General features: G+C 45.0%; 19 protein-coding genes. 9 read left to right on the top strand and 10 right to left on the bottom strand.

Annotated features, from left to right (window positions below; all coding sequences use genetic code 11):
- The first annotated feature begins 1 nt into the window (after nt 1).
- The 3 genes from gspM to V1467_RS00695 are packed head-to-tail and all read left to right on the top strand — an operon-like array spanning nt 2 to nt 1,887.
- On the top strand, nt 2-481 hold the full coding sequence (gene gspM / locus V1467_RS00705; protein ID WP_416306892.1) for a type II secretion system protein GspM: 480 nt from the start codon (nt 2-4) through the stop codon (nt 479-481).
- Entirely contained in the window at nt 478-1,221 is a 744-nt protein-coding gene (locus tag V1467_RS00700; RefSeq protein ID WP_416306891.1) for a type II secretion system protein N, read from the top strand. The genes gspM and V1467_RS00700 overlap by 4 nt, the downstream gene beginning before the upstream one ends.
- A gap of 42 nt (nt 1,222-1,263) precedes the next feature.
- Entirely contained in the window at nt 1,264-1,887 is a 624-nt protein-coding gene (locus V1467_RS00695) for a thiol:disulfide interchange protein DsbA/DsbL (RefSeq protein WP_416306890.1), read from the top strand.
- Between the two features lie 220 nt (nt 1,888-2,107).
- On the opposite strand, the gene V1467_RS00690 is transcribed toward V1467_RS00695, so the two are convergent.
- Together V1467_RS00690 and V1467_RS00685 are read right to left on the bottom strand one after the other, a co-directional pair.
- Complete coding sequence (locus V1467_RS00690; protein WP_416306889.1) at nt 2,108-3,121, bottom strand: AraC family transcriptional regulator ligand-binding domain-containing protein; 1,014 nt, start codon at nt 3,119-3,121, stop codon at nt 2,108-2,110.
- Nucleotides 3,122-4,021 carry a GGDEF domain-containing protein gene (locus tag V1467_RS00685; protein ID WP_416306888.1) on the bottom strand — a complete coding sequence of 300 codons (900 nt, stop codon included), beginning with the start codon at nt 4,019-4,021 and terminating at the stop codon, nt 3,122-3,124.
- A 313-nt stretch (nt 4,022-4,334) separates the two neighbouring features.
- Here V1467_RS00685 and V1467_RS00680 point away from each other — a divergent pair, with 313 nt between their 5' ends.
- The 4 genes from V1467_RS00680 to V1467_RS00665 all read left to right on the top strand — a co-directional run bounded on the left by V1467_RS00680 (nt 4,335) and on the right by V1467_RS00665 (nt 11,536).
- Complete coding sequence (locus tag V1467_RS00680) at nt 4,335-7,028, top strand: TonB-dependent receptor (protein WP_416306887.1); 2,694 nt, start codon at nt 4,335-4,337, stop codon at nt 7,026-7,028.
- Between the two features lie 63 nt (nt 7,029-7,091).
- Nucleotides 7,092-9,041: a phytase gene (locus tag V1467_RS00675; RefSeq protein ID WP_416306886.1), complete on the top strand. Its 1,950-nt coding sequence runs from the start codon at nt 7,092-7,094 to the stop codon at nt 9,039-9,041.
- A gap of 193 nt (nt 9,042-9,234) precedes the next feature.
- Nucleotides 9,235-10,932, top strand: coding sequence for a M1 family metallopeptidase (locus tag V1467_RS00670; RefSeq protein ID WP_416306885.1), 1,698 nt, complete (start codon nt 9,235-9,237; stop codon nt 10,930-10,932).
- Between the two features lie 136 nt (nt 10,933-11,068).
- Entirely contained in the window at nt 11,069-11,536 is a 468-nt protein-coding gene (locus tag V1467_RS00665) for an EVE domain-containing protein (RefSeq protein ID WP_416306884.1), read from the top strand.
- A gap of 259 nt (nt 11,537-11,795) precedes the next feature.
- Here the strand turns inward: V1467_RS00665 and V1467_RS00660 are convergent, their stop codons facing one another.
- A complete protein-coding gene (locus tag V1467_RS00660) occupies nt 11,796-14,528 on the bottom strand; it encodes an SIR2 family protein (protein ID WP_416306883.1) in 2,733 nt (910 codons plus the stop codon).
- 82 nt (nt 14,529-14,610) lie between these two features.
- Between V1467_RS00660 and V1467_RS00655 the strand changes: the two genes are divergently transcribed.
- On the top strand, nt 14,611-14,811 hold the full coding sequence (locus tag V1467_RS00655; RefSeq protein WP_416306882.1) for a hypothetical protein: 201 nt from the start codon (nt 14,611-14,613) through the stop codon (nt 14,809-14,811).
- A 325-nt stretch (nt 14,812-15,136) separates the two neighbouring features.
- Here the strand turns inward: V1467_RS00655 and V1467_RS00650 are convergent, their stop codons facing one another.
- The 4 genes from V1467_RS00650 to V1467_RS00635 all read right to left on the bottom strand — a co-directional run bounded on the left by V1467_RS00650 (nt 15,137) and on the right by V1467_RS00635 (nt 19,512).
- Entirely contained in the window at nt 15,137-16,882 is a 1,746-nt protein-coding gene (locus V1467_RS00650; RefSeq protein WP_416306881.1) for a DUF885 domain-containing protein, read from the bottom strand.
- Between the two features lie 136 nt (nt 16,883-17,018).
- Complete coding sequence (locus tag V1467_RS00645; RefSeq protein WP_416306880.1) at nt 17,019-18,512, bottom strand: dipeptidase; 1,494 nt, start codon at nt 18,510-18,512, stop codon at nt 17,019-17,021.
- A gap of 23 nt (nt 18,513-18,535) precedes the next feature.
- Nucleotides 18,536-18,859: a DUF1820 family protein gene (locus tag V1467_RS00640; RefSeq protein ID WP_416306879.1), complete on the bottom strand. Its 324-nt coding sequence runs from the start codon at nt 18,857-18,859 to the stop codon at nt 18,536-18,538.
- 83 nt (nt 18,860-18,942) lie between these two features.
- Nucleotides 18,943-19,512, bottom strand: coding sequence for a TetR/AcrR family transcriptional regulator (locus tag V1467_RS00635; RefSeq protein ID WP_416306878.1), 570 nt, complete (start codon nt 19,510-19,512; stop codon nt 18,943-18,945).
- Between the two features lie 139 nt (nt 19,513-19,651).
- On the opposite strand from V1467_RS00635, the gene V1467_RS00630 reads away from it, so the two are divergent.
- The gene (locus tag V1467_RS00630) at nt 19,652-21,295 is read left to right on the top strand and encodes a M28 family metallopeptidase (RefSeq protein WP_416306877.1); all 1,644 of its coding nucleotides are present in this window, start codon (nt 19,652-19,654) and stop codon (nt 21,293-21,295) included.
- Between the two features lie 107 nt (nt 21,296-21,402).
- Here the strand turns inward: V1467_RS00630 and slmA are convergent, their stop codons facing one another.
- The 3 genes from slmA to coaBC are packed head-to-tail and all read right to left on the bottom strand — an operon-like array spanning nt 21,403 to nt 23,656.
- Nucleotides 21,403-21,993 (bottom strand): nucleoid occlusion factor SlmA, encoded by a 591-nt coding sequence (gene slmA / locus V1467_RS00625; protein ID WP_416306876.1) that lies wholly within the window; start codon nt 21,991-21,993, stop codon nt 21,403-21,405.
- A 15-nt stretch (nt 21,994-22,008) separates the two neighbouring features.
- On the bottom strand, nt 22,009-22,464 hold the full coding sequence (gene dut, locus V1467_RS00620) for a dUTP diphosphatase (protein WP_416306875.1): 456 nt from the start codon (nt 22,462-22,464) through the stop codon (nt 22,009-22,011).
- A complete protein-coding gene (coaBC, locus tag V1467_RS00615; protein WP_416306874.1) occupies nt 22,457-23,656 on the bottom strand; it encodes a bifunctional phosphopantothenoylcysteine decarboxylase/phosphopantothenate--cysteine ligase CoaBC in 1,200 nt (399 codons plus the stop codon). Before coaBC ends, dut begins: the two co-directional genes overlap by 8 nt.
- Between the last annotated feature and the right edge of the window lie 120 nt (nt 23,657-23,776).

Genomic DNA, 23,776 nt, shown 5'->3' with positions numbered 1-23,776 from the left:
CATGAATTTGCAACAACGCTACAAACAGCTCAGTGAAAGAGAACAACGCATTGTCCTGATTGGCGGGATTGTATTAATCCTGTTTTTATTTTATGCCTTAATCTGGTCCCCGCTGACTCAAAGTGTTCAACAGGGACGGATTGCCGTTCAGGAGCAACAGAAACTGCTTAACTGGGTCCAGGCTAACGCCAACAAAGCAATCCAGTTAAAACGTGGTGGTTCAGCTAACCGACCCGGTTTTAGTGGCTCTTTACCTCAGGCAATCAATCAGTTGGCCCAACGCCATAGTATTGCCATAGCCCGCATGCAACCGCAAGGTGACACCCTGCAAATCTGGGTCGATCAGGCGCCATTCAACGACATCATTAGCTGGTTAAAAGCCATCGAAGATAAAGGAATTAATATTCTTGATGTTGATTTTGCCGAGATAAACCGCCCCGGCCAGATCAAAATTCGCCGATTATTATTAGGAAAAGCATGAAGTCCATCGTAAAAACCGTGCTGCTATGCCTGCTCTGTTACAGTATTTTTCTGCTTGTTCATCTACCCGCGGCGCAAGTCTTGGGCTGGGTTAGCTTACCCAAAGAAGTAAAAATCAGCGGCGTAAGCCAAACCCTCTGGTCCGGCAAAATGGACCAACTGGTGTATCAGGGTATTCCTTTACAGGATATCAGTTGGCAACTGGATTTTTTGCCGTTGCTGTGGGGCAACGCCAGTATGAATATTGAGGCGGGTAATTTACGCGATGCCGAGCAAGTGTCATTAAAGGCCGATTTATCCCTGTCAGCCAGTGATACCCAAAGTGAGGGTTTGCAGCTGTATTTACCGGTTAATATGGTGTTGGGACAGCTGCCCATTCCGTTACCGGTTAATGCATCCGGCCGCTTTAAGGTCAATATCAGCCAACTCGATTATCAGCAGCAATGTGTTGTACTCGCTGGTCAGGGCCAATGGTTAAATGCCCAAGTTGCAGGTACCCAGGGACCTATTCCGCTGGGTACCTTTAATGCAGAGCTGTCCTGCGATAAAGAAAATGTCAAAGTGGTGATTAAACCGGATAACAGCTTCGGGCTGGATGCCACCGCGCATATAACGCCACAAGGGCAGTTTTCAATTAAAGGTAAATTTAAACCGGATAACAATTTGCCTCAGGAAGTTCATCAGGCAGCGGCATTGTTCAGTCGCGCTGACGCGCAAGGCTTTTATCATATTGACTGGTAACATCCGCTTGGCAAAATCTAACGTTATTCAAGGAACCCGGCTATGAGAATTAAATCGCTAGCAACGCTGACTTTTGGACTGCTTTTGATATCACTTGGCCATGCGGCTGATTTTACTGAAGGTGACTATTACCAAGTTCTGAAGGGCGAGGTGACAACGCATAAAGAGGTACGGGAGTATTTTTCATTTTATTGTCCGCATTGCTTTAATAAAGAACCGCTAATAAAAGCGTTACAGGCCGAACTTCCCGCCGATGTTAGCTTTGTTAAAAATCATATCAGCGGCATGCCTCATCGCAAGATTGAAATAGAAAACGACCTGACCAAAGCGGCCATTACCGCCAACATTATGGATGCCAACGAACAAATCATCCCGGCCATTTTCAACTATATCCATCTTAGTCATGCCGACTTTGACAATGTTAAGGATATTCACAATCTGGTGGTGCTAAGCGGAGTTGATGCTGACAAGTTTGATCAGATTTTTAACAGCCCTGCGGTGGAAAAGGCTTACACTAGCATCAATCAGCATACCGATGCTTTACGCGAGCAGGGTTATTCGTCGGTTCCTACTGTGGTGATTAACGGTAAATACAAGGTTGATGCTAAAAATATTCACACTATCGAAGAATATATTCAGCTCGTGCTGTTTTTATTGGACAAGTAACCAATGACTCCATCCGGTACAAAAATTCCTGCCAATGTGCGCACCATGATAGCGATAGTCGCCAGCCCAACCTTGCTGGTCATCTATTTTTTGTTGCATTCTATCTGGATGGGCAACTGGAGCGAGATTGGGATAAGTACGCTATTGTTTTCAGTTCTGGCATGCCTGGCCTATTTCATCGTGATAACAGGTAGGCTACCATTTTCTCGCCATAAAAAAGTTAGCCCAGACGCAACTGACTAGGAGTTAATCCGGTCCAGCGTTTCACTGCACGGCGAAAATTAGGCACATCAGTGAATTCCATCATATTGGCAGTGTCTTCGTTATTCATCCTTTTTACCTGCAAGCAATAAATAGCCTGCTGACGACCCAATTCGTCCTGTAGTTGCTGAAAACACGTGCCATGCAACTTGAGTTTACGCTTGAATGTCGCCGGGCTCATCGCAAACAGTGCCGCCACTTGCTGCAATGTTGCTTGCCGATGCTGTAACAGGCAACAACGTATCGCTTCCAGAAAACCTTTGGCAACCGCATTGTTCAACCTTGCTTGCTTAACGGCATACCACTTCAAACTCTGACTGGGTTGCGGGAAAGGTTCGGTTAACCAGCACAGATCAACGCGAATACGCAGTAAAGGCTGGGAAAATTTGACCCGAAAACCGAGATTTTCTTCATATTCCTGAATATAACGGGGACGTTCAAAGGGAAATTCAAAATGAAACGGAATACGTCGCCCCAACATCAACTTACTGGCCGAAACCAGCGCGGTGCAGTAAGCTTCCAGCAAAAATTGCCAGTGTTCCCCACACCCCAGCGCATCATGCATAATCAGATGATACTGCCCCTCATCACGATACGCTTGAGTCTGAATAAACGGACAAATCTGCATACGCAGCAAATTTAATATTCTTAACGCATCTGCCAAATGGCGGCTATGTAACAACGCATTGGATACGTTGCCGTAATTACCGGGAAACAGGCGACGACCCAGCAAAAAAGCACTGTCATACCCGGCAACCTGATGTTTAGTATTGCCAATCAAACGCAGTAACTGGCTGGCACTCAATGCAGTGCTGCCGGTTTTGATATCTTCATAAAAAATACCGGTGCCGCGCATCAAGCGATTTTTGTCTGCACCACGGGAAATAGCTAAATCCATCAAGCTGGCCGTCAGTTGATGCGCTGGCAGAAACTTGTCTTGCAGGCTGACCACTTGGTTATTCAGCATTTTCATCTAGCTGTACTTGGCCAAATCAAGCTGACGGTTCACCCGGCTGATGATCCGCTCTACCCCATCATCATTGCGCGCCTGTTCTGCCGCGTAGGTGAGCGTATGGTAAACCGCTTTGCCCTGTTCACTGGTTTTGAAAGATAAATGCCTGACAGCATTACGGATTTGCCCGGCCAACTCATTCGCTTCGGTTAAGTGGGTATCCGGCAGTAACAGAATGAACCGGTCTCCGGCATAGCGACAAGCCAAATCGGTTTTACGTAAACTCATCAGAATAATTTCCGAAATTTCACGCAAAACCCGATCTCCATCGGCATGGCCATACAAACGGTTAAACTGGTCAAAATTGTCGATATCCAGCACCACTATTGAAAACTGGCTGTCATCTTTGGTTCGCAACTGCATATCAATTTGTCCGCGCATGTAGTCGGCACGATATAACTGGGTAATCAAATCAACCTGATCATGTTGACGTAAACTCGACTCCCGTCGATTCAACTGTTGATTGAGGACCAGCTGTTCCTGATGCCATTGGTACAGGGCGTAACTCATAATAAACATCCCCATTGCGGCAGGAAGCGACTCGACCAGGCTCAATATCGCCGCAGCGGATCGGTAGTGAACAAATTCATCAAATAAATCCAGCAGGGCAGAAAACATAAAAAAGCTTAAGCCAATGACCAAAGCACTGGTAACTCGCCCCGGCGGGCGACTGACTAACAGGAAAAAAATCCAGCTCATAGACAACAAGGCAATACTGCCCTCGCCCAGAATATCCAGCCAGGAAATTTCCGCCCAGGTTTTTAACTGGCCAAGGCCAAAACTTAAACTAATGGCCAGACATAAAAATGCGCCCATTACCGAGACCAGCTGCTGGTGACGGGGTAATAACGATAGATTCATTGCATAGATCTCGATTTAAAAAGTCATCCTGACATAACTGCATTTCCTGATGGGGGTCATTTTGGCTCAGGCAGATGACAACAATGTGACTTAAACCCGGCGCCAGGCTGGTGTTTTATGCCGAACATCTCGTCAGATAAGGCTTAGCGCACGGGTCATTTCGGCTCATTCAATACGAACAAACACCCCAAAAATGGTAAATAACCGCAAGTGCCCCAGATTGAATGCGCTCACGTCATAAAATCGTCATAAGCACTGACTAGCGTAGCCCCGGCAACACACACTTGGCTTATGACACTAACGAGAAACGGATATGAAAACGGTAAAGTCTACATTAGCGCTAGCTTGTCTGGCGGCACTTATCAGTTCGCCCGTGCTGGCGCAACAAGCAGGCGGTCTGCAAGGTTTGTTAACCGACAAAACCCAAAATAATTACTTTGAAGGCGCACAAATTCAGATAAAAGAACTCGGTATTACCACGGTTTCCCGCCGTGACGGTTCATTTCGTTTTGCCAATCTGCCAGCCGGGCACTACACCCTTGTAGTGCAATATTTAGGCGCGCCCACCGTTGAGTTGCCCATCGATATCAAGGCAGGACAAACGATTGAACAGGCAGTGACCTTAGCCGCCAGTCAGACGGAAATGGACAATATAGTGGTATTCGGCCAACGAGCCGGACAAGCCAGCGCCATTAACCAGCAACGCGTAGCGGACAGTATAAAATCCATTGTTTCTGCCGATGCGATTGGCCAGTTCCCGGATCAAAATGCCGCTGAAGCGCTACAGCGTCTGCCCGGTTTATCCATTGAACGGGATCAGGGCGAAGGCCGTTTTGTCGGTATTCGCGGTATCGATCCGAATTTAAACAATGTCACCATCAACGGGATTAACGTACCGTCACCAGAAGCCGGTGTTCGCTCGGTGGCACTGGACGTGATCCCGTCAGAACTGATCCAGAGTCTGGAAGTGTCCAAATCCGTCACCCCGGATATGGATGCCGATGCCATCGGCGGTTCCGTAGAAGTTAAAAGCCTTAGTGCCTTTGACAAAAATGGCACCAGCGCCAGCGTTACCCTGCAAGCCAGCCAAAATACCTTGCGTGATGACACCAGTCCCAAAGTATCTGGCAGCATGACCCATGTGATTAATGACGTATTCGGTGTGGCAGCGGCCATCTCCTATTTCGATCGGGATTTTGGTTCTGACAATATTGAATCCAACGGTGATGATGAAATCGAACAACGCTATTACAGCATCAACCGCGAACGCATCGGTGCGGCGGTTAACTTTGATTATCGTCCGGATTTTAACAACCAGTATTACCTGCGCACCTTGTACAGTAAATTTGCTGATGATGAATATCGCCAGGCCAATACCTTTACCTTTGATGGTGACGACTCCGAGATTGAGCGCGGCAGCAAGGACCGTTACGAAAGCCAGACGATCCTGTCTGTTACCGCAGGGGGAGAACACCAGCGGGATAACTGGCTGATTGAATACCAAATCGGTTATTCCAAAGCCGATGAAGACGAGCCCGATGCGTTGTATTACACCTTCGTCGGTGAAGAAATGGCAATTGATTCTGATATGCAGGGGCAAATCCCGACTATCACCCAGGATGCCGCTGCGCAGGATCTGGCCAACTATGAACTGGATGAAGTCAGCTTTGAAGATAACTATTCCAAAGATACCGAAAGCAGTCTGAAAATCGATCTGACTCGCTCGATTGACTGGAATGGCAATGCCGTTGAACTGAAGTTTGGTGGCAAGTATCGATCGCGACAAAAGCAGGCCGATGCCAATATCTTTATCTATGACGGTGACTTTGACGATATCGATCCCGCCATGTTTGCCACCACCACACCCGACTGGGGTCTGGGTGACTTTGGTCCGGGTCTGGATCGTAGCAGTATGCGTAATTATTTTAACCAAAACCGCAGCAATCTTGAATTGGCCGATCTGGATTCAGAACTGGAATCCAACGGTGCTTCTTTTGTAAATGAAGAAGATATTCTGGCGTTTTACCTGATGGGTAAAATCGATATGGACAACTTACGGATTGTCGCCGGGTTACGTTATGAAGATACCGACTTTAGCACTCGGGGTATGCGGGTTGAACTGATCGAAAATGAACAAACCGATGTCGAAGATGTGGTCAATACTCCCTGGTCTAACGAACACAGTTACGACTATCTGCTGCCCAGCCTGAATATACGCTACAGCTTTAATCAGCAATTGCTAGGTCGTTTTGCCTATACCCAGACGATTTCTCGCCCCAAATTTGAAGATGCCGCGGCGTTCCAAATCATTGAATCCAAAACCGAAGAGGACGACGGTGAATTTGTCACCGAGCGTGAGGCCGAAGTGGGGAATCCGGAATTAAAACCCTATGAGTCGGACAATATTGATCTGACGCTGGAATATTACCCCGGTGATATCGGGGTGTTATCGGCTGGTTATTTTTATAAAGATATCAAAAACTTCGTCATCTTTGCCGATGTGGCCGGTACCGAAGGCTGGGATGGCTTTGAAGAAGTGGTTCAACCTATCAATGGTGAACAAGCCAAAGTCAGCGGTTTTGAGTTTTCCTGGGTAAAAGCGTTCAATAACGGCTTGCTGTTGTCGGCCAACGCCACCTTGTCTGACTCCGAAGCAGTCACCATGCTGGATGGCGAACGTTATGAAACCTCCTTGCCCAACCAGTCCGATAAAATTGGCAACATCACTATCGGTTATGAGAGCGAATTGTTCAGCCTGCGTTTGACCACCTCTTATAAAAGTGAAAATCTGGAAGAGATTGATGGCGAGCTGATCCGCATGGAAGACGCCCACCAGCAAATTGATTTTATGGGTAAGTATTTTATCGACCAGAATATGTATCTGTATTTCAACGCTATCAATATCAATGATGAGCCTTACTACCATTATTTCGACTCTCGCAATATCAATGCACAGTACGAAGAATATGGTCGTACCTTTGAACTGGGTTTTAACTGGACCTTATAAAACTGACTCATCACCGGCAAGGATAATTTGACCTTGCCGGTGGCATTAAGAGGTTAATCTTACATGAACAAATTAGTCTGGCTGACAATATTAGTCGGCTTATTAATCAGTGGCTGCCAAAGCCATCTCGATTCGACAAACTCAATAAAGAATAATAATTCTATAACCATCCGCTCATTGCCAGAAAATCAGGCTATTGCCGGTAAAGTGGCGATGCCGATTACACATCAGCAGCAACAATATTGGCTGTTAACCAGTGAATCAAAAGGCGTCCTATTCACCGATCAAGACGGTAATATCCTCAGCCAATATGCCGGTAATATGGAAATACTCGACTGGCGTGACGATATTCAGCTTGGTAACCACCCGCAGGGCATCATTGCCACAGTGGATAACGAGTCGGGTCACATTTTATTATTGGGATTAGACTGGCGAGATAAAAAACTGTCGTTGCTCACTCAACTCGAAACCGGTCAAACAGCAGCCGAGACTTTATGTTGGCATACCATGCCACAAGGACATTTATCGCTATTTGTGGCCGATTCATTAGGCACTGTCGAACAACGGCTGGTTTACAATGCCGACGCTGGTAGTTTGACGGATATTCCAATCCGCACCTTTATTGGTGTTCCCCAGGTAAAGTCCTGCGCCGTGGATGATGCATCTGAATCATTGTATCTGGCGGAAGAAAACATCGGCGTATGGCGCTACCCGGCGAATGCCGAAGCAGAATTGCAGCGTGATTTAATTGCCGCCAGCAGCCCGAACGGCCAGATTGAAGGGGAGATCAGTTATGTCAATGTGATGCCGGACGGCAACTTGCTGGTGACCGCACCAGAACAACAAGGGGTATGGCGTATTGATTCGGCGCAAAAGCAACCACCTGCGTTCTATGCCATTCCTCAGTCTCAAGGTATCGAAAGCGTAACCTCGACGCTAGCCGACAACAAGCTGTTACTGGGCCTGTTTGACGATAACAGCGGCTTATATTATCAGGCGCAAGCACCGTTCAGGATAAATAAGAATAATAATTCTACTTCTCGCAATGCGACATTGCTGGCCACCGCGCAGACTACACCGGTCAGCCGTTTTGGTGATGCCGCCGATGATCCAGCAATCTGGATAAACCACCAAAATCCGCAGCACAGTCTGATCCTGGGAACCAATAAAAAACAGGGCATGATGGTTTATGATCTGCAGGGCAATCTGCTACAGCAACTGGATGTGGGGCGAGTCAATAATGTCGACCTGCGTTACGGATTCAAGTTCGACAACCAAACTATCGATATTGCCGCCGCCACCAATCGTTCCAGCCAGAGTATTAGCCTGTTTGGCATCGAACCTGATAGCGGCAAACTGAGCCTGCTAACTAATATCGCTACCGATATTGATGATGTTTACGGCCTATGCATGTACCAAAATGCTGAGCAATATTATGTATTTATTAACGGTACCGATGGACGCTTTCAACAATATTTACTGCAACCACAAGGCGATAAAATTAACGCCCAAAAGGTACGAGAGTTTAAAGTAGCCAGCCAACCGGAAGGCTGTGTCGCCGATGATCGAAACGGCCAACTATATTTTGGTGAGGAAGCCGTTGGGATATGGCAAGTTACAGCCATGCCCAGCAAAAGTCAGCCTCACCTTATCGCCACCATTAACCAGCGCTTTGTGGCCGATGTAGAAGGAATGGGTATTTACCACCTGGATAACCAGCGTTTTCTGATTGCGTCCAGTCAGGGCAATAACAGCTATGGCGTATTCGCACTGGATCAGGATAACCGCTATCTGGGCAGTTTCGACATTGGTATGAATATCAACAACGGTATTGACGGTGTATCCGAAACTGATGGTCTGGAAATAACCTCGATAGCCTTGGGTGAAGCGTTTCCGGACGGATTGATGGTCGCCCAGGACGGCCGCAATATGATGCCAGCCCAGCCACAGAACTTTAAACTGATCAGTACAGCCGGCTTAAATAAGCTGATTAGAAATTGGTTAAAGCTCTAAGCTTAATCTCAACCCAAAGCTCCAGCGAGATCCCGTCGTTGGAGCATATTTAACTTCTCTAGCGGTTTTAAACTTCTGCGCTGACATCACAAAAATAAGACAAGTTAACCTAAACTCTCGTTAAAACGAGTTATTTTATCCGGGCAAAACGATTACCATTGCCGAATAAATAACGATTTTATCTGGAGTAAAAGTGAATAAATATTTCCGACTCATTGCACTTTCCCTGTTCATTACTGGCTGTACCTCAACCGACGTTGTGCTCAAAACCAGTCCCTACACCATGAAAAGCGGTGGTGAAGTGCCATTGCTACAACAGGGTTTACAGGTAAAACATGCCGATCTCAAATTTGAAGTGTTTCCCGCTAACAAGCGGATTAGTGGCAGCACAACGTTAACCTTGCACAGTGATACCACCAGAACCGCGATTGCGGTCGACCTGGATCAGGTATTTACCATCAGCAGTATATCCATTAACGGTACCGAGCTGGCTAAAGACGCCTATCGCAATGATTTGGGCTTACTTAGCATGCAGACACCGGCACCCGTTCAAGGTGATTTTAGCGTATCCATCAACTACGCAGGAAGCCCCAGAGAAGCAGTAAAAGCGCCCTGGGATGGCGGATTTGTATGGAGTAAAACCCCTTCTGGCGCAGACTGGATAGCCACTGCCGATCAAGGCGAAGGTTGCGATCTATTCTGGCCCTGCATCGATCACCCTTTTGGCGAGCCATTAAGCGCCGATATCCGTATTACCGTACCGAAAAACCTGAAAGCGGTAACTAATGGGGTATTTATTGACGAAACCAGTCAGGGAGAAACCAATACCTTCCATTGGCAAACCCGCTCGGTACACAACACCTATGGTATCGCGTTGAATATTGCGCCTTACGAAAAAATTCAACAAACCTACCACAGTATTTACGGCAACGAATTCGATGTGGTGTATTACCACCTACCCGAAACCACCGAAAAAGCCAAAATTCTGTTTGCCGAAATACCGCCAATGCTGGACTTTTTCGAGCGCATGATTGGCCCTTTCCCCTTTAGCCAGGAAAAAGCCGGTTTTGTTGAAACCCCGCATCTGGGCATGGAGCACCAGACCATTAACGCCTACGGCAATGAATATAAAAAAGATGCCTACGGTTTTGACTGGCTGATGCAGCACGAATTTGCCCATGAATGGTTTGCTAACCAACTCACTGCAGCCAATTCCGATCATATGTGGTTGCAGGAAGGTTTTGGTGCCTATATGCAGCCATTATTCACCCAGTATTTACATGGCGATATGGCCTATAAAGCTCGCCTGTTTGAGCAGCGCAAGGCACTGGATAATCAGTTTCCCATGGTATCCAACAAGTCACTCGAAGTAGAGCAGGTATTTAATAAAGACATTGGCCCCGGTGGCGATGTGTACACCAAAGGTTCGTTAATGTTGCACAGTTTGCGTGAGCTGATGGGAGACGAAGCGTTCTTTAAAGCGGTACGAATCATGACTTACGGCACCGACAATCCACAACCGGGCCATTTAACACCGCGTCTGGGGACCTCTGACGAGTTTATCCAGATTGTTAATCAGGTCACCGGCAAAGACTTAACCTGGTTCTTCAATGTGTATTTATTTCAGGCCAAACTGCCCAAGCTGGAAGTTGAGCGCACCGACAAGCAAATCATTTTGCAATGGAGAACCGAAAACAATGTGGCCTTCCCGATGCCGGTTGAAGTCAGTATTAATAACCAACTGCATGTACTGGATTTGAGTCAGCCACAAAGCTTGCCGGTATCACCCAAAGATGTGGTGATTGTCGATCCGGACAGCAAGGTGCTGCGCTACGACCAGGCCATTGCAGACTATCAGGCGTTTAAACAGGCACAAGAGCAGAACAAATAGTATTGCTTGGATAAAGGGTCGCGATCGCCATTACCGGCTATAGCGACCCTGTATTTTACATTTCAGTAGTTGCCATATTCGCATTAAATGTTGTTCAATTGGGTTAACACACTTATCCCAACAACAGTGAAATCCCATGCAATACTGGCTATTTAAATCCGAACCCGATGCCTTCAGCATTGATGATCTGGCGGCCATGCCCAACCAAACCGAACATTGGGACGGCATCCGCAACTATCAGGCACGTAATTATTTGCGCGACGAGGTTAAACTTGGCGATCAGGTGTTTTTCTATCATTCCAGTTGCAAGGATGTGGGTATTGTCGGCGTGGCCGAGGTGGTCAAGGAAAGCTATCCGGATGACAGCCAGTTTAATCCCGAATCCAATTATTACGATCCCAAAGCCAATCCAGACAATCCGCGCTGGATGATGGTAGATATAAAATTCAAACAAAAATTTGATCAGATTCTGAGTTTAAAACAGATTAAAGCCATGCCGGAAATTACCGAAATCGGCCTGGTCAAAAAAGGCCATCGCCTATCAATTATGCCGGTAACAAAACAGGAATGGCAGTTCTTGTATAAAGCCGCCAGTGAGAAATAATGGAATATAGGGTTAATTGGATAGCATTAACTAACGCTAGCAGGCTGTTACCAGAGCGACTGACATTCGATTGCCTTTTCCATCAGTCGTTAAGGATAACTGTTAACCAGCTTACCGGATACCCTGCATCGATGTGCAGTTAAAAACACTGAAAAGATCTGGCCTGCTAACGCCGCGTTAAGAGGACAAAAATTGTTGGTTATAATGTGGAGCGAAGCGAAACCTAACCGACTGTTTTAGTTCCATTTTAAACGCCTTGTTATTGCGTGGTGAATCGTTTAAAGCTATTTTTCATTGCATCTGTTAATTTCGCAACTCCTTCAACCGTTTCTTCAAAGCCTTTTAACTGTTCTTTTTTAATTTTTTCTAGTTGCTCGTTAATTATTGAATAGCTGCTTGTAGTACTACCTTTTTGAATATGTTCATCAACTTTGAGCTTCAGTTGGTTTATTACAAACATCAATTCGGTTTCCGATAAAACTCCAACATTATATAAATCTAAGCCAAACATAATTGATGATTCACTGAACTCTTCTTTTTTAGATTCTTCGAATGTAGTTTTCAACAACTTTGAAACTTTTTTCTTTAACTCTCCAACAGCTAATGAATGGATTACGAATACAAATCCATTTATAGCTCTTAAACGCTCTTTAAATTCCATAGATGTGATATTTGAAATAAATCTTTCTAGCTGTTTATTTCCTTCAAAAAGGTTGCTTTCATCTTTTCCATTATCTCTGATTAAGTATAAAAGGTTAGAGAATAACTGACCTCGTTCTTGTATGGGTATATTTTCGTTTGAATTGATTTTCTCAACTTGCTTGTCAAATAGTAGCTTTAAATCCGCCACAGAAAATGAGGAGCCGTACCTATTAACTTGAAATACTAAAAATCTATTAACTGCTTCAGATAAAAGGAACCACCTATTCGTATCAAATGAGGCCGTCAAACGTTTTACTATTTCTTTAAGCCTCACTTCAGAGTGTGTTGCATAAGAAAGTAAGATAAGTGCATTAGACCAAACTTTAATACAGTGCTCTTTTAAGTAGAATGAGCTCCCCGAAGAAATTGTTTGGATTGCATTATCCAACACAAGGAAAATATACTCAATTGTTTCTTCTGATATTTCTAATGATTTGCCTTCATTTAAGGTATCAGATAAAAACTTAACAAGGTCTTTTTCTTTAAATGAAATTAATGCGCTATAAGAAAGAAGCACATCAAGCTTAACTTCCTCTTCCAAACATTGCCTTTTTATAATTGCTTCAAAAGAAATTTTACAGATATTTTTGTAATCTGAGGAATATAAAGTCGTAATTCTATTTTTAGTTATAAACATAATTGTACAGCGAGCTTGGTTATACATGGAGGCTAGTTTATTACTAAACACCATAGAACCACTGTTTATACTATCGATTTCATCATCTATTTCTCTACTCAGGTTAGCTACACTTCTAAAACGCTCTAATAAAAAGGAGTTATTTGAATCTAACCCATGAAATAGCGGTTTTTGTCTATTTACAATGCTTTTGGGGAATTTTTCAATTAGTTCTGAAATGTTGTCATTTCTTGATAGTTGCTCCTCCATTGATGTTTCAAAAAAATCACGTTCAAGATCCCATGGTATTTCACCAAAGCATAATTGTTTTTTATTAAATGATGAAATCAAAGATTTAATAAATAATGACTTAGAAAAATACATATTGGCAACGTGCGTGAACGTTTCTCTCGCTATATGCAATTTCTTTAAAAAATAATTGTCATATGCATTCTGAAAATGCTTCTCATGATTGTCATTTGAATTAACTGTCACTGTAGAAATGCGATCTGAGATGCAACTAAAATTAAAAGATGTATATTCGTCTATCAATTCGAATTCAAATAAATTTCTTACTCGATAAAATTTACCATTAGAAAGTGAAAGCCGAACCTCAGAAACAGGTATAAATTGTAATATTTTGAGGAGTTGCCTTCTAATTTCTCTAATTTTATCTCGGTTATAATCCTTCTCTTCTTCACTCAGGTTGTAAACAATCACATTTTTACTCGAGTCAAAATAAATTTTATTAACTTCAGTTGTATTGAACCTGTTTTTAAAAAGTTGAACAAATACCGAAGGATAAACAATTTCCCAGCTAGAGATGTCTGTGGCAATCTCACCTATTATATCGAGCACTTCTGTTGATTCAGGGTGGGTTATTTTCGCTATTGTTACAGCTACCCTCTGACTCTTAGCTGATAATGATGGGTATTCCGCTGTATTGTTAGAGTTTTCCTCACACAATAGGGGATATACACCTTTTTCTCTTAAATAATTTGATTCCGATAATGTTATTTTACTTTCGGTTAAAATTGTAAAAGCAGGTGGAGCATCTTGCGTTCTATTTCTTATCCAGCTTAAAACCTGATTTAAATTATAATCACTTATACTGTAACCAACAAAAATTACAACATGGGTAGAAAAAAGGCTTTTGATGAAATTTTCAATTAATGGAAATTTATCTGTATAAGCCAAATAATCAGATTCTTTGAACACTATATTTCGATGAGTCAAATCACCATGCATTTTTACCAATAGTTGTGAACTTGGTGACGAAGCGAGTTCATGATCATCTGCTACCGTAAAATACAAGTCTCCGTTATCGCTTATCGACTTTTCAAGTAAATCATCCCAATTTGTCGTTATTATATGCTGTGGCTTTAGAGAGAGAAGCAGTTCGTGAAGTTGATTTGGCTTACTATCAGATGGGAAAAAATCATTGATTTTGCTGTAATACGTATTTCTTCCAAATTGAAGATAGTAATGTTCTGCTATTTTCAAATAATCATCTGTTCTAGGTAACTCCAAAGCACTTTTCATTAAACTAATGAGCGCTCCCCATGAAGGGAGATTTGAATCAAAAGACACCGCAGAGCCAACAAACACCGCAAGTTTATTGTTTTCAATCGCTTTACGAATTGTTTTAAAGTGCTCTTTATTTGTTACATCCATTAACTTTCCTAGAATTACAATTTAATGCGAGAAGTTAGCCTAGAGCCTTAACGATTTAATAGAAGGAAAAATCCCCGTATTCGTGACGGGTGAAATTCCTTCTTTCCTGATTTATTTTTCTGACAATACTCTGGATATTCAAGTAAATCAATTTGTTAGCGGTGAGTTATTGATGAGTCAGAAAACAAAAGAGGCTTTTCACCCGCAAGTTGTTGGAAAGGCCCAAGCCAAAACGTTTCTGTCTAAAAATACTGGATCTCGGCTCAAAACCTCACCGGGATGACTATATATGCAGCTTGGGGATGCACTGTTTGGGAGTAGTCAAAGAACGAGTTGATGTGTTGATACTTCGACTGCTCATTCTTCGCGCTCAGCATGAACGGCGCTTTATTTTTTCTCTGTGACTTTGCGTCTTGGCGTGAATAAGCCGTTAAAAACCTCACCGGGATGACGATATATATGCAGCTTGGGGATGCACTGTTTGGGAGTAGTCGAAGAACGAGTTGATGCGTTGATACTTCGACTGCTCATTCTTCACGCTCAGCATGAACGGCGCTTTATTTTTCCTCTGTGCGACTGCCTGTGAAAAGTAAGTTTTAACTACTTGTTTATCCCTTAGCCTGTTGTTGAATAAACTGCTGGATATGTTGCTCGAGCATATTCAGTGGTATCGAGCCTTGCTCCAGTACCGCATCATGAAAGGCGCGTAAATCGAATTTATCGCCTAGTGCCTGTTCGGCTTGATGGCGCAGGCGCTTAATGGTGATTTCTCCAATTTTGTACGACAGTGCCTGGGCCGGCCAGGATATATAACGATCGACCTCGGTATTGACGTTATGCTCGGATAACGCTGTGTTTTCCAGCATGTAATCCACCGCCTGCTGACGGCTCCAGCCCATTAAATGCATACCGGTATCCACAACCAGGCGACAGGCACGCCACATTTCATAGCTTAAGCGGCCAAAGTCATCGTAGGGGTCCTGATACATGCCCACTTCCACTCCCAAAAACTCGGAATACAGCCCCCAGCCTTCACCAAACGCGGAAATATAACTGTTGCGACGAATCGGCGGTAAATCGCCCATTTCCTGTGCCAAGGAAATCTGCAAGTGATGGCCCGGCACCGCCTCGTGCATAGTTAGTGCAGTGAGGGCATAAAGCGGGCGTTTATCCAGCGCATAGGTATTAACCCAGTAATAACCCGGCTCATCATCTTTGGAAGGGGAAATATAACGCCCGGTGGTATATTTAGGCGCGATACTGTCCGGTACCGGTGCCACACCATAAGGCGTGCGCGGCAATTTATGAAATAACTTGGGCAGTTTTGAATCAACCTTTTTGGCAATATACGACGCTTGCTTAAGCAATTCTTCTGCTGTTTTGGCATAAAAGCGCGGATCGGTACGTAAAACCTCGATAAACTGATTAATATCACCATCAAACTGCAAATTATCCACTATGGTCTGCATCTGGCCGCGAATACGTTTTACTTCGGCCAAACCCAGTTGATGAATGTCCTTGGCCGACATATCTGTGGTGGTGTAATAAGCTGTACGATTTTGATAATAAGTCTCGCCTTGTGGCCAATCTTTGGCCGCAATGGTCTGTTTGGCATTGGGCAGATACTCTTTTACCAAAAAATCATAATAAGCCTGGTAGGCCGGATACACCGAATCGGTAATCGCCTGTTCTGCCTGCTGGATAAGCTTTTGTTGTTCAACCTGGCTGATGGCCAGTTTATCCAACGCTTCAAAAGGCTGATAAAACAGGCTTTGCTGTGGTGTATCGTGAATAAAGGCACTGACCGAATCCTGATAATTGACCAGCACAGCCTTGGGTTGAGTTAAGCCGGTTTCCAGGCCTTTGCGCATCCAGCTAATTTGCTGGGCAAACCAGCTTTTAAACTGGTTAAGTCTGCTCAGATAGTGCTGATAATCCTGTACTGTGTTAAACCGGCTGCTTTGCGGTAAAAAGGCCAGGCCACTGTGAAAACCGTATTCGGAGGTGAGTGGCATATAGTGAGCATGGTATTCGTACTCGTCGATAGCATTTTGCAGCTCGCGGCGCTGGATGGTCAGATTGACCTTTTCTGTCTGATCCAAAGAAGGGTTATCCAGCTTGTTCAGGCGCGCCAGAAACTGCAAACGCTGTTGATATTGCTGCTCCAGACCCTTTGGCGAGATATCCGCCAACCTGGCATCATAATCATGAATACCATAACCGGTGGCACTGACAGGATTAGCCGCAAGCTCAAACTGCCAGACTTCATCCAGCAAAGTAGCCAATGATTGTGATGCGGCAACAGCAGAAGCTGAAAAACAGCAGAACAAGCAAACTAACAAACGCATTTTCATGGTACTTCCCCCGACGATAAACGAACCAATCCAGCTTACTATGAAGCGAGCAGGAGTTGAAACGCCCCGCAAACAAAAACGGATCGGGCAGACCGATCCGTTTTATTAGAACGTATTTCTGTAAGCCAAAAAGCCGTTATTTGGCCAGTTCTAACATCACCGCGGTATACATTTTCAGATTCAGTACAAACTGCTGCATGCTGATAAATTCATGCTCGGAATGACCGGTGTACACCTCCCCCGGCATAGATGGGCCAAAACTGACCGCGTTAGGAAATAAACGTGAGTTAGTACCGCCACCGATGGAGATAGGCTTGGCGTCCTTAATCCCGGTATAGTGGGAAAACACCGACAACAAGGTATCCGTTTGTGGTGCGGCACTTTGTACAAAGGGGTCGCCAATCATATTCTTCACGTCTTGTAATTTAACCGGATTGGCCTGCTGCCATTGACTTAATGCCTGCTGAATTTCGGCTTCCAGTTGCTCTTTAGTCTTGCCTTTGGGGCGGCGAATATTGATATTTAACTGAATACCCTCATCCAACTGTTTGAGTACCGTAGGCGATACTGTCATTGGCCCCATAAAACTATCTTCATAGGCAATATGACCAAATTTCTTGCCATATAAACCAGTACCAAGATTGTCATTAATAAAATTCACCAGACCGCCTGCGGCAGTATTCGGCCATTGTTGTACCGATAATATTTCTGCCAGGTGGGTAATAGCGTTAATACCGTCTTGCGGCTTGGAAGAGTGTGCTGACACCCCCAATGCCGTGATGGTTAGCTGGTTGTCCTGCCATTGATAATCGTATTTCATGCCTTGCTGTTCAGCGGCCAGTTGCTTGATTTTATCCAGCAAACTTTTATCCGCATTCTGGATCACCGCTTTGGCATCCTCCGGTATCTGGCTGCCGAAAAAACCGCCTTCAAAGGCACTCAGATAAGTATCTTGAGTGTCCACTGTATTATTCGGGAAAGTCATACTGATAGTGCCATAACCTTTCTCGGCAGTGACAACAGGATACTCCGCATCAATGGTAATGTTGATTTCTGGCAATTGATGATCTTTGACAAACTCCTGCAAGGGAGCCCAGTCAGATTCTTCGGCCATATAAACATATAATTCAATGCGCTTACTAAGCGGTATATGCTTATCTTTAATCGCTTTCATGGCATACAACGCCGTTGAAATCGGACCTTTATCATCTTCGGTACCACGTCCCAGCAACTTGCCCGGTTCAGAGGTTAAATCCAGTTTAAATGGCGATTGAGCCCATTTAGCCGGATTAACTGGCTGCACGTCTCCGTGAGTAATCACCCCAACCCGTTCCTGACCATTACCTAGGCCAATCATGACCACGTAACCGTAATCGTGAAAATCCAGCCCCAGCGCTTCAGCCTGTTTGGCCAATTCCGCTTTAAATGCCTGATGTTGGGGATTATCCAGCGCCGAGACACCTTCTACCGCCACTGTATTGTGCGATACCAGTTTGGCCAGACTCTGTACCATTTCATTCTGATAAGTCGCCGCGGCATATTTGGCGGTGGATTCCGCCAAAGGGCTGACGGAATTGGCAAAAGCAATCGGAGATAACGCCAATAGCGCCAAAAGACTTGTTCTGAACATACGCACTTTCCTATTGTTGATAGTTATTTTTTTGGGGTATAAACAGGCGTCGGGAACGCGGTAATTTTATCACTGAGTTCGGTGATTTTTGCCACGCCCTGCTTCTTCACTTCGTCAATCCGCAGCACATTGTGCATGGGAATATAGGTACGGGTCACATCGGCAAATTCGGACTTTAATTTCTCGTGACCGGGATCAACTACCACACTGGTATGGGTATCCCAGACAAAGTCACCAATTTCGACAAAACCGAACATACTGCCTTGACAGCATTCGCGCACAAACAACTCGTAACGTTCACCATTGCTGACAAATTGAATACGGAATAGGGGTTTCTTGGCGGACATAAACAGCAGATTTAATTAAAAATTAAGGGCGACGAGTGTAACGTTTTGGTCGGTTAAGGCCAAGTGTTGGCAGTAAATTTAGCTTAGTTTTCTAATGGGCCGAGCAAGGCGTTGGTTGCCAACGTCAGTTCATCGGTGCCACTGGCCAACACCGCGTTCACGGCAAAGCCTTGCACGTAGCTGGTTAATTGTAAGGCGGTTGATTCAATATTAATCCCGGCCCTAATTTGCTGGTGTTGAAGAGCCTTTTCCAGGCAACCGATAAAACCGATTTGCAGCTGATCCAGATAGTGTCGTCCAACATCACGAATATGTTCGTTATCAAACCCCAATTCGGTAATTGCAGACACTAATAGGCATCCCCGGCCGTTGATCAGCTGTACATAATCTTTAAAAAATAAGCTGACCGAAATCATCCCCTGGTTATCATCCAGATGCGCCATGACCGGAGCTAGTCGACGGGTCTGGTAATATTCTACTACCTTGTAAAAGAAACTTAGCTTGCTGCCAAATTCCAGATAAAAGCCACGACGGTTAAAATCGGTTCGCGCGATAAGCTCTTCCATAATGGCACCGTGATAACCATATTCCAGAAATACGTCTATCGCCTGTGATAACACATCATCCAGATTGTATAACGCTTTGCGAGGCATGTTTTATCGTCCAAGAATAGCTATTCTTATAGGTTAGTGGGTTAAGGCAGCATGTCAAGCTGGAAACCTCAAGCCAATTAGAATAAGGTGAGCGCGGAAAAACCATTCTTATAAACAGATCCTTATAACAGGTACCAAAATGAAAAAAATACTACTCGCATTAATGATGACTGCATTATTGGGTTGTCAGGATGATGTTAGTCAGGCTCCTCACACCGCTAAAGCTCCCCAGGCAGATGTGAACAAGATTAAGGCGCATATCACCTTTTTGGCTGACGACTTGCTTGAAGGTCGTGATACCGGCAGCCATGGGCATGAAATCGCCTCACTTTATATTGCTTCGCAATTTGCCCAGCTTGATTTAAAACCGGCCGGTGATGATGGCAACTATATGCAACGGGCGTCATTCCGTCAGGCATTTCTGGAGCAGGAATCCCCCAAGTTAGTGCTTAAAACAGCTGAAGGTGAGCAAAGCCTGGATTATCCCAAAGAGTACCTGACCGGCGCCAGCACCGTGTATGAATATGCCGCGGTTTCAGGCCAACTGGTATTTGCCGGCTACGGTATTGTCGCACCGGAGCTGCAACACGATGACTATGCCAATATCGATGTAAAAGGCAAAGTTGTGGTGGTGTTGTCCGGTAAACCCAAATCCTTTCCTAGTGAAGAGGGCGCACATTTCGCGTCTCGCTCAGAAAAAAACCGTCATGCTGTCGAGCAAGGCGCGATTGGTATGATCACTATTTCAACCCCGCTGGCCGAAAAGGTCCGCCCTTATCAGAATCTGTTAAGTTACATCCATACTCCCAGCGTTCGCTGGCTGGATAAAGAGGGCAACCCCAGTAACGTTTATCCTCAACTAAAGGATTCCGCTTATTTCAGTCAGGAAGCGGCGGCCAAACTGTTTGCCAATGCGCCGATGAGTCTGGAACAAATCTACGCCGAACTGGAGGAAGACAAATCCCCTGCCGGTTTCGATTTGCCGGTCAGTATCGACATGAGCAAAACCAGCACCCATAACCTGATCAGCAGCCCCAATGTTGCAGCCGTACTGCCCGGCAGCGATCCTGATTTGAAAAACGAGTTTGTGGTTTATAGCGCCCATTCAGATCATATCGGTATTTCCAAATCCGTCGCCAAGGACAAAATCAACAATGGCGCAATGGATAACGCCACCGGCACGTCGATGTTAATTGAAACCGCCCGTATGATGAGCGAAGGCCCTGCGCCTAAACGTTCCGTACTGTTTTTAGCCGTAACCGGTGAAGAAAAAGGCCTGCTGGGCGCAGACTATTTTGCCCACAATCCTACCGTGCCGATTCAAAATATTGTCGCTGACGTCAATCTGGATATGCCGGTATTGACCTATGAGTTCAGCGATATTATCGCTTTTGGCGCCAATCACAGCGATTTACAACAAACCGTTAGTGAAGCAGCACAAAAAGCCGGTTTGACGCTCAGCCCAGATCCGATGCCAGAACAAGCCATTTTTACCCGTTCAGATCACTATGCGTTTGTAAAACAGGGGGTACCTTCAGTATTTGTAGTGCCTGGCTGGACTTCCACCGATCCTAATGTGGATGGCGGTAAAATCTTTACCCAGTTCCTGCACACCAACTACCACAAACCTTCTGATGATATGAATCAGGAGTTTAACTGGAAAGCAGCGAAGAAATTTGCCGAAGTTAACTTGCAAATAGGTACGACTATTGCCAATCAGGCCGAACGCCCCAAATGGAATGACGGTGACTTTTTTGGTAAAACCTTTGGTATCAAAAACTAGCTTCATCGCTATTTAATATCGACCCGTGTGGGTCGGTATAAACCAAAAACGCGGCAAAAATTGCCGCGTTTTTTTATGTGTTAACTATTTTTGAAAGATAAAGAAAATCAGGCAAAAAACTGGTTACGAATAAACTTCCACTGTTCACCAAAACCTTCTGTGGGACGTTTGGTAAACTCGCTGCGCACAAACTGGTTGATCCGCCCGTCAGCATAACAAACCAGAATATTAGCGACATGCACTTCATCGGTTGCCAATGCCTTGCCTTCGCGCAATTTTCGCTCACGCAATACCTGACGTAGTTGAGTTTCCAGTCGTTCATATAGTTGGGCAATACGGGCACGCAATCTTTCCTGCTCTCCCATCAATGCATCGCCGTTAAGGATACGGGTAATACCCGGATTTTTTTCGGCAAACCCCAGCAGTAGTTGCAAAATAAGCTGACAACGTACGGTGGTTTCCTTTTCTTCGTCCAGAATTTTATTAATCCGCGAAAACAGGGTTTCTTCAATAAATTCAATTAGCCCTTCAAACATCCGCGCCTTGCTGGGAAAGTGACGATACAGTGCCGCCTCGGACACCCCCACTTCAGCCGCCAGTTTAGCGGTAGTAATGCGCTGACCCGGATTGGTTTCCAGCATACTGGCCAAAGATTGCAGAATTTGGGCACGTCGATTAGAGCGTTTTTTAACAGCCATGAAATGTCCCTATTGTTATTGTCGACCCGACGAGCCAAAGCCGCCCTGACCACGTTCACTTTCAGAAAATTCATTCACCACATTAAAGCTGGCCTGAATCACCGGCATAATTACTAACTGGGCAATGCGATCACCCGGTTCAATATTAAATTCCTGTTGGCCACGATTCCACATGGACACCATTAACGGGCCTTGATAGTCAGAATCGATTAACCCCACCAGATTACCCAGCACAATACCGTGCTTATGCCCCAAACCAGAACGAGGCAGTATGGTAGCGCACAAACCAGGATCACCAATATGGATAGACAGTCCGGTTGGAATCAAATGGGTTTCACCCGGTTTGATTGTAAGTGTTTCATCCAGGCAGGCACGCAAATCCAGTCCGGCTGAACCGGGAGTGGCATATTCTGGTAAAGGGAAGGTATCACCCATTCTCGGGTCGAGTATTTTCAGATCAATTTTATGCATTATTATGATGTTGATTCAGTAAAGTTAGTAGTTGGCAAGCCAGTGTATATTTATCATTTTTTGGCAAGCACTGTTGTCCGTCGGCCCAATAGACAGTTAAAGCATTTTGATTACTATTAAAACCGATACTTTGATCGGACACGTCGTTGGCCGCAATCATATTCAGTTTTTTATTATGTAATTTACCTTGTGCATATTGGTCAACATGCTGTGTTTCCGCAGCAAAACCCAATGTAAAAGGTGGTTTGGGCAAGGCTGCAACACTGGCTAGAATATCAGGGTTTTTAACAAAAGTAAGTGACAACTTATCATTGTCTTTCTTAATTTTTTGTGACATCACCTCATCCACTCTGTAGTCTGCCACCGCCGCACAGCCGATAAAAATATCACAATCGGCAACGTGCTCCATTACTGCCTGATACATTTGTTCAGCGCTTTTAACCTGAATGACGTCGCACCCTGCAGGAGCGACTATATGAGTCGGCCCCGAAACAAGGCAGACCCGGGCACCCAGATCTGCCGCAGCTTGTGCCAGCGCATAACCCATTTTACCGGAGCTATGGTTACTTAAATAACGCACAGGATCGATGGCTTCCTGAGTGGGTCCCGCAGTAATCAAAATACGTTTGCCGGCTAAAACCGGCTCGACCATGCGCTGATTGAGCGCATCGACTAATTGTTCAGGTTCAAACATTCTGCCTGCGCCAATATCACCACAAGCCTGCTCGCCTTCGGCAGGACCCAAAACCCTAATATTGCGCTGTTTGAGTGTTTGCAAATTCTGCTGGGTAGGTATGGCGTGCCACATTTGTTGGTTCATTGCTGGCGCAATAGTGATAGGTGCGGCTGTGGCCAGACACAGCGTGGATAGTAGGTCGTCGGCTAAACCGTGGCTAAGTTTAGCCATAAAATTCGCCGTTGCCGGAGCAATTAATACCATATCAGCCCATTTAGCCAACTCGATATGCCCCATGGCGGCCTCGGCTGCCGGATCAAGCAGATCCTCCGATACGGGATTAGCCGATACCGCCTGCAACGATAGCGGACTGACAAAAGCCTTACCCGACTCTGTCAGCACTACACGCACATTGGCGCCAGCCGCTTTAAGCTTACGTACCAAATCCGGCGTTTTATAGGCTGCGATCCCGCCGCAAATACCTAACAGAATATTTTTATTGTTGAGTAGGTTCATTAATTTAATCTGGTGTTGATAGGTTCATTCTGCATCCCAAGCTCGATAGCCTAGCATAAATTAACAGGCTGAATTAGCGGTTATTTGCTAACTTTATTGATACTCGTTATCCGGTCAAGA

The sequence above is a fragment of the Neptunicella plasticusilytica genome, assembly GCF_047922965.1.
Classification (GTDB): Bacteria; Pseudomonadota; Gammaproteobacteria; order Enterobacterales; family Alteromonadaceae; genus Neptunicella; species Neptunicella plasticusilytica.
Note: the sequence above shows the minus strand (reverse complement) of the source record. Positions and strands in the feature narration are given on the sequence as shown.